Source organism: Gemmatimonadota bacterium (genome assembly GCA_009838845.1).
Lineage (GTDB): Bacteria > Latescibacterota > UBA2968 > UBA2968 > UBA2968 > VXRD01.
This window is the reverse complement of record VXRD01000044.1, coordinates 76105-91277: the sequence shown is the minus strand read 5'-3', so window position 1 is coordinate 91277 and position 15173 is coordinate 76105. Positions and strand designations below refer to the sequence as shown.

11 protein-coding genes are annotated in these 15173 nt (G+C 48.0%); 9 read left to right on the top strand and 2 right to left on the bottom strand.

Annotation, left to right across the window (positions count from 1 at the left end; all coding sequences use genetic code 11):
• The first annotated feature begins 57 nt into the window (after positions 1-57).
• Together F4Y39_06675 and F4Y39_06670 are read left to right on the top strand one after the other, a co-directional pair.
• The gene (locus tag F4Y39_06675) at positions 58-1119 is read left to right on the top strand and encodes an LD-carboxypeptidase (protein MYC13397.1); all 1062 of its coding nucleotides are present in this window, start codon (positions 58-60) and stop codon (positions 1117-1119) included.
• Positions 1120-1202: 83 nt separating this feature from the next.
• Positions 1203-1811 carry an HAD-IA family hydrolase gene (locus F4Y39_06670; protein ID MYC13396.1) on the top strand — a complete coding sequence of 203 codons (609 nt, stop codon included), beginning with the start codon at positions 1203-1205 and terminating at the stop codon, positions 1809-1811.
• 578 nt (positions 1812-2389) lie between these two features.
• On the opposite strand, the gene F4Y39_06665 is transcribed toward F4Y39_06670, so the two are convergent.
• On the bottom strand, positions 2390-3226 hold the full coding sequence (locus F4Y39_06665) for a hypothetical protein (GenBank protein MYC13395.1): 837 nt from the start codon (positions 3224-3226) through the stop codon (positions 2390-2392).
• 299 nt (positions 3227-3525) lie between these two features.
• Here F4Y39_06665 and F4Y39_06660 point away from each other — a divergent pair, with 299 nt between their 5' ends.
• From F4Y39_06660 to F4Y39_06650, 3 genes are all read left to right on the top strand, one after another.
• Positions 3526-5970, top strand: a complete 2445-nt coding sequence (locus F4Y39_06660) for an FtsX-like permease family protein (GenBank protein ID MYC13394.1) — start codon at positions 3526-3528, stop codon at positions 5968-5970.
• Positions 5967-6896 (top strand): alpha/beta hydrolase, encoded by a 930-nt coding sequence (locus F4Y39_06655; GenBank protein ID MYC13393.1) that lies wholly within the window; start codon positions 5967-5969, stop codon positions 6894-6896. The genes F4Y39_06660 and F4Y39_06655 overlap by 4 nt, the downstream gene beginning before the upstream one ends.
• 81 nt (positions 6897-6977) lie before the next feature.
• Positions 6978-7976, top strand: a complete 999-nt coding sequence (locus tag F4Y39_06650) for an aldo/keto reductase (GenBank protein MYC13392.1) — start codon at positions 6978-6980, stop codon at positions 7974-7976.
• A 17-nt stretch (positions 7977-7993) separates the two neighbouring features.
• On the opposite strand, the gene F4Y39_06645 is transcribed toward F4Y39_06650, so the two are convergent.
• Entirely contained in the window at positions 7994-9502 is a 1509-nt protein-coding gene (locus tag F4Y39_06645; protein ID MYC13391.1) for a hypothetical protein, read from the bottom strand.
• A gap of 183 nt (positions 9503-9685) precedes the next feature.
• Here F4Y39_06645 and F4Y39_06640 point away from each other — a divergent pair, with 183 nt between their 5' ends.
• Genes F4Y39_06640 through F4Y39_06625 form a run of 4 tightly spaced genes read left to right on the top strand, consistent with a single transcriptional unit; the run spans position 9686 to position 15169 of the window.
• Positions 9686-10939, top strand: coding sequence for a DUF1552 domain-containing protein (locus tag F4Y39_06640; GenBank protein MYC13390.1), 1254 nt, complete (start codon positions 9686-9688; stop codon positions 10937-10939).
• On the top strand, positions 10936-13398 hold the full coding sequence (locus tag F4Y39_06635) for a DUF1592 domain-containing protein (GenBank protein ID MYC13389.1): 2463 nt from the start codon (positions 10936-10938) through the stop codon (positions 13396-13398). The genes F4Y39_06640 and F4Y39_06635 overlap by 4 nt, the downstream gene beginning before the upstream one ends.
• Positions 13399-13430: 32 nt before the next feature.
• The gene (locus tag F4Y39_06630) at positions 13431-13868 is read left to right on the top strand and encodes a hypothetical protein (protein MYC13388.1); all 438 of its coding nucleotides are present in this window, start codon (positions 13431-13433) and stop codon (positions 13866-13868) included.
• Between the two features lie 53 nt (positions 13869-13921).
• Entirely contained in the window at positions 13922-15169 is a 1248-nt protein-coding gene (locus F4Y39_06625; GenBank protein ID MYC13387.1) for a sulfatase-like hydrolase/transferase, read from the top strand.
• Positions 15170-15173: the final 4 nt, after the last annotated feature.

Sequence of the window (15173 nt, the reverse complement as noted above, 5' to 3'; positions counted from 1 at the left end):
GTAAAAAAATAAAAAATTGAGGCTAATCGCTTTCGTTCACCTACACATTTTGATATAATGAAACCATCGCTTACTAAACCACCAAAGCTTCAAGAGGGAGATAAGGTAGCCACTGTATCTCTGTCATGGGGTGGACCGGGGCTAATTCCACATCGATATGAAGCTGGAAAAAAGCAACTGGAAGAAGCATTTGGCCTGGTCGTGATCGAGATGCCTCATACACTCAGAGAGCCAAAATGGCTCTCTGAGAATCCAAAAGCGCGTGCGGATGACTTGATGGAAGCCTTTTCAAACTCAGAAATCAAAGGAATTATATCGACTATTGGCGGCGATGACTCGATTAGAATTCTTCGTCACCTAGACCTTGATCTTATCAGGAAGAATCCAAAGCCCTTCGTGGGATATTCCGATACGACCGTTTCCCACTTTGCGTGCCTAAAGGCGGGCATTGTCTCCTTTTATGGTCCAGCAATTATGGCAGGATTTGCCGAGAACGGTGGGTTGTTTCCCTACATGGTGAACTCCGTTAGACGGACCTTATTTGATTCTGGAAATATTGGTGAAATACCGGAGAATCGAAATGGCTGGACCGTCGAACGTCTTGACTGGGCAAATCCTGCGAATCAAAAAAGAAAGAGGATCCTTCAAGGCTCTGCGGGTTGGCAGTATCTCCAGGGAGAAGGGCAAACGGAAGGACACCTCATAGGTGGTTGCCTCGAAGTTCTCGACTGGATAAGAAGTACAGACGTTTGGCCTAACAAGGAATTGTGGGAAGGCGCGATACTCTTTATCGAAACGTCTGAAGAAACACCGCCGCCAAGTACGGTAACCAGGTTTTTCCGGTCTCTTGCTGCGATGGACATTCTTCCATCTTTGAGTGGGATTCTCTTTGGAAGACCAGGTGGCCACGAGTTGTCGCCTGATTCGTTTCATGCTTATGACGACGCCATACTTCAGATAGTCGCTGACGAGGAAGGACTGACTTCGCTCCCCATAATTACGCAGATGGATTTCGGGCACACAGATCCGATGTTCGTTCTTCCGTATGGAATTCAAGCAGAAATCGACTCTGATTGGCGCAAGTTTACCATTTTGGAGAATGCGGTCGAATCTGATTGAGAAGACCACAACGCATAACAACAGTGTTTATTCAATTGATGCCCATAGAAATGCCGTACATCACTGCGAGATAAGAAACATAAATGACAAATGTAATTTTGACAGACCTTGATGGGGTAATTCGGATCTGGTCCCCTGAAATACATCGGGAGGCGGAACGCGCAACCGGACTTCCCGAAGGATCCATCCCCAGAGCAGCGTTCTCAGATGACTTGCTCCCTCTGGTGATCACAGGACAAATCTCTGACGATGAGTGGCGGCGGAGAATTGCGGATCTGCTCAGCAAGGACTTCCCGGAAGCCAACGCGGAGCGCGCGGTTGAACTCTGGTCCGCATCGCCAGGAGAAGTCAATTCGGAGGTCCTGGGGATCTTGCGGGCTTGTCGAAAGAAGGCTCAGTTAGTCCTCATCAGCAATGCGACATCGAGATTACCATCAGACCTTCAGCGACTGGGCATCGCCGGGGGTTTCGACTACATCATCAACTCCTCAGAGGTCGGGTTTACAAAACCCGATCCCAACATATACTTCGCAGCCCTGGCTACCGTGGGCGCAACTCCGAACCAGGCTCTGTTCATAGACGACAACGCCGGGCATGTGGCAGCAGCGACCAGATTGGGTATAGACGGACACACCTATGCTGGAGCCGACGATCTTCGGCAGAAGCTGAATCATCTGAGGTTTCTTCCGTAACCAAACTGGTATAGAACAGATCATGGCGACTTTGTTGAGGAGATCCAAAAAACTTGAAGCAGTCCTTTTATGGAAGAATCTACTCTCAAGGCTACGACCTGAAAGGAAGACGCGGCGATATGCTCCCGTTCTATAATGCTGCGTACCGCAGGATTTATGGATATACAGACGACGAAAGCTTACGGGGATACCGAACCATCGGAACATGCGTCGTTTTTTCCTGTCGTAAGTCTAAATAAAAGCTCTGCTACATCGACCACACCCATCGTTAGACGCAAGCGCTTCGAGACGAATAATGTGTAGTCTCTCCTATCCCAGCCGAAACATTCCATTTTATGATATTGTCGAATTATTGAGGAGGGGGTGAGAACCGGTGGTGCCGGCCCCGAGGCGTCCAAACCGAGGGCTACGGGTATCCTGCAGGATATCTCGTATATGGGTTCGATGAACTTCTGTCAAAGTTGTACACCATCCCCACACCCTCTGCCAAGTATGGGAAGCCTCACGAACACTGGAAGTTGGCTGAAGAGGCAGTGTACGGCATCCCTACTAAACCGATGGGCACGGTGATTTCGCCCTTATTTGAGTTTCTTCACAAACCTGATATAGTTGTATGCTAACCGAAATCCAAGTCTCTGCAAATTCATTGAACTTTGGTCATTGAAATTAGTGACGGAAAATGATAGAGAACATCCTCGTAACGCAGAGTCATTTACTCTTTCATTAATAAGATATCCGTGAAGCCCCTGATTACGAGCCTGTCGTCGTGTATATCCCCAGGCAAGATAACCGACATCTTCAGTTATAAAGAGAGTGGCCGTGGCACTGGCAATCTCGTCTACATAAGCGATGTAGTGAATCCAATGGTTGCTCCCTTCATCCCTCCTTATTTCATCGTCTCTGACCTTTGCCTGTTCTTCATCTTCTATTTTATCGACAACATTCAAGTCTTCTATAAATGCGTCCATTTCGTCTGATTCAAATCGCCTAATTGTGATGTCGTTGGAAAATTCTATTTTTGACACTTCTGGTAAGCAAACCCATACGGTCCTAAAAGAACTGACGAAAAAACCTCTTTGGATGAGCAAATCAATCAACTTCGGAGGATATTCTCGTTGAGTACTTGTATAAAGATTCGAAGGGTTGATCTCTATATTGCAAGCTTCTGCATCATATTTGTCATACCATTTAATCAATTCGTCGATTAGCTCAGGGGTTTCATCTCCTATCAAGATGATCCTGTTTTTCATACTGAGATCGTTGACAAAAAAAGTGCGATTGTTACCTTTTTTATAGTAAGCTCTTCCAGTAATTTCTGTATCATATTTACAGTATTCCTGCAAATAATCAGCGTGTGCCAGGTGGAGTTTCTGCACCAGTGCATGATTATGGATTGGGTAGTCTAAACTGGGCATTTTATCCCCTTCTTTGAAGATGGTTTAAAGTAGGTTTTGTCATCGTAACGCAACAGTGGATGCACTGAGGGCAAAGTCAACGCCTATTCGATTAGAAGAATATCGACAGCGTGTAACATAGACGAAAGTTCATATTGGGTATAGCCGGACACACCTATGCTGGAGCCGACGGTCTTCGACATAAGCTGAATCATCTGGGACTTCTTCAATAACCCGGGATGTCATGAAACAAGAAATTCTATAGAATGATCAAATATATAGCTCATTGAACGATTTCTAAGATTATTGGAGATAGACTTATGTTTAAGAGTTATTTGACGATTGCTATTCGCAGTTCGTTGCGTCAGCGATTTCATGCGGCGATTAATGTTTTGGGGCTTGCAATTGGTATGACGTGTGTCATTCTCATTGCAATGTACATTCGTTGGGAACTCGGTTTTAATACACAATTTCCAAATACGGAAAATTTATATCGGGTAATTCGCTCAACGATGGGCAACGAAAATCAACTGCTTTACACAACCCGTACTTCTGGTGCATTAGCTGGCGTTTTGCGGAATGAATACCCGGAGGTATTGGATGTCACCCGATTGTTGCGTCGAGAGGTTTTCGTGAGTTCGGGAGACAAAGTACTTTCTCAGATTTTTTGTCTGGCTGATGACAACGTATTGGATACATTTCCACATGTTTTTGCGAGGAGTGATGCAGCAACCCTGGTGCGTTCGCCAGGTTCTTTAGTGATTTCTCAAACATTGGCGGAGAAACTCTTTGAAGATCGTAATCCGATTGGTCAAACCCTAAGAATTGAAGAAACAGGCTTGAGTGCTGATTATCGTATTTGCGGTGTATTTTTTAAACCCAAAAACAGCACAATTCAATTTGATCTCCTGGCTACGCAGTCATCTGCTGCTCGGATTCATCATCATTGGGCAAATTGGCGTGCCAGAGGGTACTGTTTTATAGAAACATTTGTGCGCGCGCGTGAAGGTGTGGCTATTGCAGCTTTTGAAAAAAACATTCAGCGTATTTTCACGCAGTATATGGATAAAGAGGTTGCTGCGAGAAACGCATATCATCTTCAGCCTTTTAATAAAATCTATCTCTATTCGTCTCAAATGTACAATATTCGTCGCCCCGGCGGTGGATTGACTTTTGATTATGGAGACATCAACCGTTTGTATTTTGCGGGGTTGATCAGCAGCTTTTTATTGGTCATTGCCTGTTTTAATTTTGTCAATCTCTCGACGGGACGGGCAACACTTCGGGCAAAAGAAATAGGGGTTCGAAAGGTTGTTGGTGCACACCCAAACAATCTTGTTGCTCAGTTTCTTACTGAGTCGATTCTGATCTCTATAATTGCTTTGCTCCTGGCATTTTGTTTTTCTCGTTTTTTGTTTGGCACTTTCAGTAATTTGCTTCAGGTACAAATGGAAATTCTTTTTGATACAGCATTTTTGGCCATATCCTTTTCTGCTGCTATCTTCATCGGGTTGCTTTCAGGGTTGTATCCTGCTTTTGTACTATCAACATTTAAGCCCATTTCTGTACTGAAAAGTGAAACGACATCTGCGAGTAGTGGTTTCTTTCGTCAGACATTGGTTGTTTTTCAATTTACGGTATCTATCGTCTTCATTTCTTTGACCCTTGTCATTGCTGATCAAATGAAATTAATAGCAGAAAAAGACCTGGGGTATCGTCGTGAAGGGATCATCAGTTTGCCGATTTTTAATATGGCAAATAAATCAAGCCAATGGGGAAATTTTGGTGGCGAGCTTAAACTTCAAAACGACCGGGTGAAGACACGGTTTCTCGAACACCCCAATGTGTTGGATGCAAGTGTGTCCCGGTTTACTGTTGTTGCCCGCACCCGACAGGCTTTTCGTTTTCCTGAAACCACGCTACCTGATCAGCAACTTCGGTTTATGGGCATCGACGATCGGTTTTTGAGGTTATTTGATATTCCGATACTTGAAGGTCGAACGTTCCCGCCTACGTTTATTGACCAGTGGGACGAAAATAAGGAAATGGAGTTTATTGTTTCCAAATCTCTTGTAAAAAAAATGAACTGGAAAGAACCCATTGGAAAAATAGTGGAATGGCCTTTTTACAATAAAAGAGGACCTATTGTGGGTGTTGTTGATGACATCCACTTTGGTTCGTTACACGATCAAACTGAGCCTATTATATTTGTACCTGGACTGTGGAATCCCAAGCATCTTTATGTGCGTGTTAATCTGGAAAACTTGCCTGAGACCATTGCCTTTCTCGAAGAGGCGTGGGCAACATTTTTGCCTGATCACCCGTTTCAATATACCTTTGTAGATGAGGAAATAGCCCTCTGGTATCAAGGCGAAGTGAGGCAGCAGAAATTGGTGGTTGTTTTTTCTGCGCTTGCGGTAATCATCGCCTCATTTGGTTTGCTGGGGTTGGTATCTTTTTCGGTTGCGCGTCGCACGAAAGAAATTGGCATTCGGAAGGTATTGGGGGCAAGTTCATACCACCTTTTGACGCTTTTGACCAAAGAGTATATTGTTCTAATTTTGATTGCAAATTTTGTGGCCTGGCCTATTGGGTTTTATATGGCGCAAACGTGGCTTGCTTCATTTGCGTATCGGGTTGATTTGGGTGTGGGCACATTTGCTTTGGCGGGTTTTGTGGCGTTGGTGATTGCGTTGATTACTGTTTTTTTACATACACTTAAAGCGGTACAGGCCGATCCTGTAGAGACGTTAAGGACGGAGTGAGATCACGAAAGAACGCAGAAAAAATTGGAGAGGATACTTTGCCGGAACCCATTTTTACACTCCTGCGCCGAACCTACGCCTTCAAGAAGACGACAGACTGCGATATTCATCTCGACGTATATTCGTCAGAAGCGATGGCCGAAATATCCCCCACCGTAGTGTGGATTCATGGTGGTGCACTCATAATGGGCAGTCGAGAAAACGGTCAAGGCCATGCGGCTCGCTACGTGGATGCGGGATACAAAGTCATCTCGATCGACTACCGGCTCGCCCCTGAGACCAAACTACCGGAGATCATAGCAGACGTCCGCGATGCGTTTGGGTGGATTCGGTTGAACGCAGATGAACTCGGTGTCGATCCTGCGCGAATTGGCGCGGTCGGACATTCGGCAGGCGGTTACCTGACGTTGATGTCCGGCACGTTCGATTCAAAGCCCAAGGCTCTGGTGTCCTTCTATGGATATGGAGACCTGATCGGTTCGTGGTATTCAAAACCGTCCCCGTTCTACCTGAAGCAGCGACATATCGGGCGCGAAGAGGCGATGGAGCAGATCGAGCCGAGAGCGATTTCGGAAGGCAGACGTCCAGGCACGTTCTATCTGTACACGCGGCAGCAGGGCATCTGGCCGATCGAAGTCAGCGGCGTCGATCCTGCGAAGGATCCCGCGTTTTTCACCCCCTACTGTCCAGATCAAAACATCGACGCGAACTATCCGCCAACGCTGCTGCTACACGGGACAGACGATACCGACGTTCCATACGAACTGTCTGTGCGTATGCAGAACCGCCTGAAGGAGGCCGGTGTGGACCACGAGATGGTCACGATCGAGAGCGGCGGCCACGGATTCGACGGACGCTGGTGGGACCCTCAAGTGAAAGCCGCCTTTGCGAGAGTATTGGAATTCCTGGACAACCACTTGAATTGATAGAGTCATTCCGTTCAATGTTTGACTGCTGGCGTGTAGGCGAGAAAAGCAACATGACGGCGAAAGGAGTACGGTATTCATATGAAGCGTCGAGCACTTGGAAATACGGGAGTGAATGTCAGCGAACTTGGCCTGGGCACAGCTTTTATGTCTGGCCAGGGCCAACAGGGCGTAAACGAATGTATTGCCCTGGCAGTTGACCGGGAGATCAATTACTTCGATACGGCTGCCGCCTATGGCAAAGGCAAAGATGAGCGTATGTTAGGTGAGGCATTGCGTGGTCGCCGGGAAAAGGTATTCTTGGCGACCAAGGTAGGTGGTGTAGAAGATCCGGGAGGACACCGCAAAGTCAATGCTCTCATGCGACAATTTGAAGAGAGTCTGGGCAGACTTCAGACCGACTATGTGGATCTGATCCAGCTACATGAGGCAGATCAGCGGAAGTGGTGGTCAGATGATCCTGTGCCTAAAGAGATTGCCATATCCCACGGAGGACCGCTGATCATAGACGAGGAAGAGTATGACTTTCCGGCGGCACCTTGTTTGGAGTTTCTTCGCATTGCAAAGAAACAAGGCAAGGCACGCTTCATCGGCATCACTGGTAAAGATGCACGACGCCTTGCTCGGCTGGTCAGCGCCACTGAACTGGACTCAATGATGGTCGCACACCAATACAATCCGATTTATCGCAACGCTGCTCGCTTTCTGCTTCCCCTTACCGAAGAAGAGGGCGTAGGAGTGGTTGGTGGTGCGATGTTTATGAAGGGCTGGCTTGCCGTTGCCAAGTCAGACTGGCGTGACCATCTTCCCGAATGGATGGATGAAAGTTTCCACCGCGCGTATTGCAAATACCTGGACATCCAGGCATCATCGGGCCTGGAGTTGCCGGAACTCACCCTGCGCTGGCTACTGCCTGAGCAGCGTCTCAAATGTATCGTAACTGGCTTCAAAAATCCGCATGAAATCGAATCGAATATCGACGCCATTGAGCGTGGTCCCCTCCCCGCCAATCTCCAGTCTAAGATTGACGCGATAGGGATCATACATCCATTACTGTATCAGGGAAGAACGACAATCTGAACCCCTATCCAATGATGTTACATCTCTAAATCAATCTCACCATCTATCTCGATCTTAAATGTATATGCCTGATCGTTTGGTCTCTCGTTGGGCAAATCGATGAGCAACCCATCGTTATTCTGATTCCAGGTCAAGGGCTGATCGCATCCAAGCAATCGAACAGATCGAATATCGCCATCGCCAATGCGAGTGATAGGGCGGAGTGTTTCAATGTGATATGTGTTGTCCTTTGGGCACCCCATTACAATAGCATAGAGCGCATCTTTTGTACAGGTAAAGCGAATATCTGTTTCATCGCACAAATGATACCGCCATCTCTTGCCCTGCTCCCATATTCGCTCGACATTGCCCTCCGTTTGTATGCGCCATGGACGCGTGCCGTGAATCGCCTCGCTATTTACACTTAGCCATTCGCCGATCTCACCCAACACTTTCACCTGCTCGTCGGGAATCGTGCCATCTGCCATAGGTGCAAGAGATAGAAAAATACCGCCACCCCGGCTTACGGCATCAATCAGGCTCTTTAAAATGTATGCCGCAGAGCGATACTTTTGTCCCTCAATATACCCCCACGAACGTTCTGCGATATTGATGTCATCAATCCAGGGTCGCTCTATTCCCGGCAAACGATCACGGCCCTGCTCAAATGTCAACATACCCAATTCTCGTGGAAAATTAAACTTCCCATTCGTAGGTAGCTTATTCAGCACAGTAACGCCTTTGCCCCACTCCAGGCTCCTGTTAAAATAATGTGCCAGCACAGTACAAACTGCATCTTGTGCTGGCCCCTCACGGAAACGTCCGCCATCAAACCAGGTGAGATCTGGTTGATAGCTGTCAAACACTTCTATGATTTTCTTTTTCCACTCTTCCAGAAAATCCTCGTATTTACCCGTCACAGAATTCCAGTACAAGTCTGCATACTCAGGATCAAAGAGATCCCATCCCTTACTTTTTGCCTGCTCAATCTCCGATGCAGAAGGCGCTTCGCCCAACGTGCTGCTGCCCGGCAAATACCAGTTAAACGTGCGCATATGGTGAAACGTGGCTGAAATGCGTAAGCCCTTTTTTCTGAGTTCTGCAACCAGATCACCATATAAATCGCGTTTGGGCCCCATGTTCGCAGCATTCCATCGATTCACTTTGCAATCCCACAGCAAAAACCCATCGTGATGAACCAGTGAAATACCTGCATACTGCGCACCTGAGCCAGCAATAATTTCAGCCCACTGTTCTGGATCGAAATTTTCTGCTGTAAACCGCGGAATCCATTCTTTGTATCCCACCTTTGAAAGATCTCCAAATCGCGACACAAAATGCGCGTGCTCAGGTGAACCTTCGATATACATATTGCGTGCATACCACTCGTTGCCAAATGCCGCTGCCGAGTATGGTCCCCAGTGAGCATAAATGCCAAACTTAGAATCATTTACCCAATCGGGTATTTCATAACTGGTGAGTGATTCCCAATTGGGTTCATATTGATCTGCCATCTCTCTACTCCTTTTGGGCGTTTGGTCCGACATATTCAATAGTTTATCTCGGCTATATAGTTTGAATCAACTGAGCATTTTGTCAATATCTATTTCGATCCAGTGAAGCGCAAGGCGAAGACACCAATCGTTGGCTTGACAAAAGATTTTATTACCTGCTATATTAGAACAGATTTTGGCATAGAGACCCTAACTTAATATAGAAGGGGATAAGGCATGAACGTCATTTCTGAACTTTTACAAGCAAGAGTTAATCGCCGACACTTCTTACAGGGTGCAGGCGTGGCACTATCTTTGCCCTTCTTAGAAAGCAGCATGGTGTACGGTGCGGCAAATCCGAGACGTCTGGTCTGCGTGGGCAATCATCTGGGATTTTGGCCGGGCGGATTTTTCCCCGAGCAGTCCGGCAAGGACTATGAGACGAGCCTGACGCTGAAGTATATCGATTCACACCGAAATGATTTTACTATCTTTTCAAATCTCGATCACGGTACGGGCGGTGGACACTCCGGCGTACATGTATTTCTGAGCAGCATACGCAAGGAAGAAGCCGCAGGTTTTCCCGAAAAGAATATGACTCTGGACCAGGTAGCGGCTGAGCATGTAGGCAGTACAACGCGCTTTCCCTCAATTACTGCAGGACTGGGCGGGGGGACAGACATGGTATGGACGCGATCTGGCGTAAATGTGGCACCGATTAACAATCCCGCCCGCATTTTTCAGGCTTTGTTTGTACAGAATGATGAGGCTATGCGAAACGCAGAGCATCGTACGCTATCAAATCGGGGCAGTGTGCTCGACGCCTTACTCGCGTCGGCAAAAACACTCGATGGACAGTTGAATGCGGCGGACCGCGGTAAGCTCGATCAATACCTGACTTCGGTGCGCGATGTCGAGCGTCGTTTGCAAATGTCGCGCGAATGGCTCGACAAACCCAAGCCAGAATCTCCAATCGAACCCGTGGAAGACCTCGAACGGATGCAAATTGAGGAAATGCCGCTTTTTTATGATCTGCTAACACTGGCATTACAGACAGACTCGACACGGGTCATAACCTTTGAAATCCCCATGGGCTTTAAGACATCCGAACTCAACCTTGGCGGATATCACGGCCTTTCGCATCACGGCAAGGACGAGGGGCGATTGAAAGACCTGCAGATTGTGGAAAAATATTTGTTGACTCAGTTTGGTCGGTTTCTGGATCGCCTCAAAGAAGCAAAGGTGTTTGACGACACGCTGGTCGTCCTGGGAAGTGGCATGGGCGATGGCTCCAGGCATTCCAACAGGAATTTGCCGGTGATTCTCGCTGGAGGCGGTTTGAAACATCAGGGGCATCTCGTGTGTCCTGCTGAAGCACACAAGCGGATCCCACTGTCAAATCTCTGGCTCTCCGCCTTGCAGTGGTTTGGTGTAGAACGAGATAGCTTTGGCAAAAGCACAGGGACCTTTTCTGCGATGGAGATTTCATGAAACGGATTTTGATGGTCATTGTCTCCACCCTATTCGCCCATTCTGTCTGGGCAGAACTGCCCAGGGCATTTCTCACACAATATTGTGTCAAATGTCACGGTTCAAGCGTGCAAAAAGCCGATCGACGCTTTGATCAGTTTTCCGAGACAATTGCCGATTTCAAAGAATTAGAACTCTGGCAGGATATTGTCGATCAGCTCAACCTGCAGTTGATGCCACCAAAGCGCCAGATGCAGCCGGGTAAAGATGAGGTACTCGCCACTGTTCAGGTGATTACAGCATCAATTGCTGAAGCGCGTATGCGATTGTCGGGCAAAGGACAGCACACACCTTTGAGGCGGCTCAACGCCTGGGAATATCGCCAGACACTCGGCGATTTACTCGGTCTGAATATGGAGGCCTGGGATCCAACGGAAGATTTTCCGCCCGAAGTGAAGGTCAAGGGCTTTGATAACAATGCTGCCGGGCTTGTCACGTCGGGCATGTTGCTCGATCACTATTTGCGTGTTGCTGAAGAAGCCGTCACACGTGCCACGCATTTTGAAGCCAAACCCGAAGCCCAAAATTACGTGCAAGAATCACCCTTCTATTTTACAAACAAACAGGCCAATTCCTTGTCCTTGCCCAAGGTTTTTAGAGAGGATCGCTTTCGGTTTGTATCCGATACGGGATACGATGATCTCACTGGACGTCACTACCGCGGTGGTCATATTGGCTTTTACCCGCTGGCGAATGGTGGCGCCCCTGTCAGTGGTACCTACACCATAAGGGTACAGGCGGCAGCAATTGATCGCAATCACCATTATGACAGAGAACTCAACGATTTTCCCACAGGCGACCCGCTTGTGCTGGAGTTAGCGGCTGTAGATCGCAAAGGCAGTGTAGTGAGCACGGGCAACATTTCTCGCGAATACACGCTTGCAACTGTTGAACTGACCCGTGAAGAGCCTCAGTGGTTTGAATGGGATGTCTATCTGGAAAAAGGATTTGAGCCTGAGGTTCGTTTCCGCAATGGAACGCTGGCAACCAAAGCCCTGGTTCGCAAACTTACTAAGGCAAAAAATCCAAAACCGGAAATCCTGCCCTTCGTGGATCAGAAAGCGGGAAATAAAAGAAATCACGCGCTGCTCAAGGTTTACCGCGGGCCTAAGCTAAGGATTTGGGAAATTCAGGTTAGTGGTCCTCAAGAGAAAGACTGGCCTCCACGCGGACATCAGTTGATGTATGGCGATCTAAAACCCGAGGATTTGGATCAGAAGCGTATTTCGGAGCGTTTGCGCGCATTTGCCACAACCGCTTTTCGCAGGCCCTTGCGGCCCGGAGAACTGGCACCATTTGAATCGCTTGCGCATGAAAAACTCCGCAATGGCATGGAGCCGTTGACCGCATTACAACTGGGTTTTCAGACCATTCTCAGTTCGCCAGCTTTTCTGTTTTTGCATGAAGGCGAGGGCGCTCTGGACGATTATTCTCTGGCTGCCCGGTTATCCTATTTTTTATGGTCTTCTGTGCCAGATGATGAACTGATAGCACTTGCTCAAAAGAAAAAACTAAGCGACCCGGCCACGCTCAGTAAGCAGATCCATCGCATGCTCAAAGACACAAAATCGCACCGCTTTGTTAAAAATTTCATTCGCGTATGGCTCCACTATGACAACATTGGTGAGATGCCACCGTCCCCGGATTTTAGAGTCTATTTTCGCGACAATCTCGGCCCTGCTATGGTGACTGAAACAGAGACGTTTTTTCGGCACGTACTCGACAACAATCTCTCGCCCCGCGAATTTCTTTCTGCTGATTATTCCTTTCTCAATCGGGAACTCGCCCGGCATTATGGGATAGAAGGTATTGAAGGCGATCATTTCCGCCAGATTTCGCTCACCGGGACACCACGCGGTGGTTTGATGGGCCAGGGCAGTTTCCTCATGGCTTCAGCCAATGGCGTAGATACTTCGCCCGTGGTGCGCGGGATTTATGTGCTGGAAAATGTGCTGGGATACACACCGCCGCCACCGCCAGACGATGTGCCCGAAATTGAGCCAGACACGCGCGGCGCAACGACTATCAGAGATCAACTGGTCAAGCACCGCGAGATGCCTACCTGCGCCCAATGCCATAACAAAATCGATCCCCCTGGTTTTGCGCTGGAAAACTTTGATGCGATCGGCGGTTGGCGAACCCACTATACCAGAAGCGCAGCGATTGACCCTTCGGGACAATTGCCGAATGGCGAGACCTTTCAATCCTTCGTCGAATTTCGCAAGTTAATGGCAAAGCGTCACGCAGAATTCACGCGTTGTCTGACAGAAAAATTGCTGACCTATGCGATTGGTCGCGAGTTGGGAATTACTGATCGACCGGGGATTGATGCAATCGTTCGAGATGTACAGGAAAAAAATAAGGGCCTGCGCGATCTTATCACCCTCGTTGTTTTGAGCGACCCTTTCAAAAGCAACTGATAAGTTGAAGGTGCGCGATAAAGGAGTGCAACATGGGCCGCATTAGACATGTTTGCTATGTGCTGGCAATACTTGTAAATTGCTTTGGCTGTCAAGAAGTCCCTTTATCAAGCGATCTTGTCAGCAGCCCACCAGAATCCATTATTGGATATACGTTAATACTTCGGGTCACGCACAATGACGGCAACCCTTCGAACCTTAGCGTGGGCCGGGCGTACGCTTTTTCCTTTGCAGGTCAGAGAGAAGTTATTATTCATGGACAATATGGACAAGAAACACTTCATCAATCTGTACGTTGGTCATACACAACAGAAAGTTACAGGGCAACAGTTACTATTGATGATGTTCCTTTTTCCCACACCTATGTCTTAACATTTACTTCCAGCGACGCAGGACATTTTAACTATAATGGACAATTTCCCGGCCTTGCTGTATGGGCTACTGGAACATTTACAATAACGCCTAATTAAGTTGCACTATTAATATAATATGGATCAATCGACCTCTCCCCCACCCCGAATACATGATACACAGACCAAACATCCTGTTCATTTTTCCCGACCAGCTTAGCGCCAGATGGTTGTCGTGCTATGGGAACCATCTAATTCATTCCCCCAACCTATCACAATTCGCCGCACAAAACGCGCAATTCAATCGCGCCTATACGAATGTACCGCTATGCACCCCATACAGGGCTTGTCTATTAACCGGTCAATACCCGAGCCAGACCGGCGTCACAGGGAATGGTATGCGCCTCCCCGTGAATCAGCCGACCATTGCTCATCATCTGAACCGGGCGGGTTATGACACGCACTATATCGGGAAATGGCATTTGAGTGGTGAAAAACAGAATGGATGGGTCCCGCCAGAACTGCGGGGAGGCTTTCAGCACTTCATTGGGTGGGAAAGCCACCATGTAGATCACAACGCCGGACTGATCTGGTACGATGATCCCGACACCCCCGTAAAGCTTCGTGGGCACGAAACCGATGGCTTGACAGATATTGTCTGCGAGGAACTGGAATCGCTATCATCCCAGAAATCCCCATTCTTCCTGGCCGTATCGTATCAAGCGCCCCACCCTCCCTGTTCGCCTCCGATGGCCGACATGCATCGATATGACAAATCCGTACTGGATGGTCCGCCTAATACAGACCGCGACGCCTGGTTCAAGAACAGGGGTTGGAATGCGGACTACGGTGTTGAAGAATTCAGGAAGCGGTACTTTGGGGAAATCTCTCAGTTGGACACCGCGTTGGGCCGCGTATTAAAAACACTGGAAAAGACTGGACTGGCAAATGATACTGTCGTCATCTTCACATCTGACCATGGCGATATGGCCGGTTGTCATGGCCTGTTCGGAAAAGGCGTTATGTTCGATGAGTCTGTTCGCGTGCCCCTGCTCATCCGCGTACCCAGAACAGCACAATGTGTTGTTGAGAAACCAGTATCTACCGTAGATCTATTCGCCACAATTCTCCATCTGGCCGATGCTGAAAATCCAGGAGAAACTGAAGGACGCTCTCTACTGCCCTGCATGACAGGAGAGCCAGATATCGCAACAGATGTCTTCATCGAACACAAAGCTGATTGTGTTATCAGGGGCGACGTAAAGCTAATTACGAAGCGGAACGAGAATGACATTACGCATTGCTTTAATCTGGCGGACGACCCGTATGAACGCAACAACCTGGCTCAGAGTCTGAACTCCGAAACCAGAGACAGCATGCTCCTCGCGCTTAACCAATGGAGAAATCGAACGAGGAGTTGATTGA

Excerpts from the sequence above, each read along its gene's own strand:
- F4Y39_06675 (MYC13397.1), top strand. The coding sequence starts at position 58 with ATGAAACCATCGCTTACTAAACCACCAAAGCTTCAAGAGGGAGATAAG.
- F4Y39_06670 (MYC13396.1), top strand. The coding sequence starts at position 1,203 with ATGACAAATGTAATTTTGACAGACCTTGATGGGGTAATTCGGATCTGG.
- F4Y39_06665 (MYC13395.1), bottom strand. The coding sequence starts at position 3,226 with ATGCCCAGTTTAGACTACCCAATCCATAATCATGCACTGGTGCAGAAA.
- F4Y39_06660 (MYC13394.1), top strand. The coding sequence starts at position 3,526 with ATGTTTAAGAGTTATTTGACGATTGCTATTCGCAGTTCGTTGCGTCAG.
- F4Y39_06650 (MYC13392.1), top strand. The coding sequence starts at position 6,978 with ATGAAGCGTCGAGCACTTGGAAATACGGGAGTGAATGTCAGCGAACTT.
- F4Y39_06645 (MYC13391.1), bottom strand. The coding sequence starts at position 9,502 with ATGTCGGACCAAACGCCCAAAAGGAGTAGAGAGATGGCAGATCAATAT.
- F4Y39_06640 (MYC13390.1), top strand. The coding sequence starts at position 9,686 with ATGAACGTCATTTCTGAACTTTTACAAGCAAGAGTTAATCGCCGACAC.
- F4Y39_06635 (MYC13389.1), top strand. The coding sequence starts at position 10,936 with ATGAAACGGATTTTGATGGTCATTGTCTCCACCCTATTCGCCCATTCT.
- F4Y39_06630 (MYC13388.1), top strand. The coding sequence starts at position 13,431 with ATGGGCCGCATTAGACATGTTTGCTATGTGCTGGCAATACTTGTAAAT.
- F4Y39_06625 (MYC13387.1), top strand. The coding sequence starts at position 13,922 with ATGATACACAGACCAAACATCCTGTTCATTTTTCCCGACCAGCTTAGC.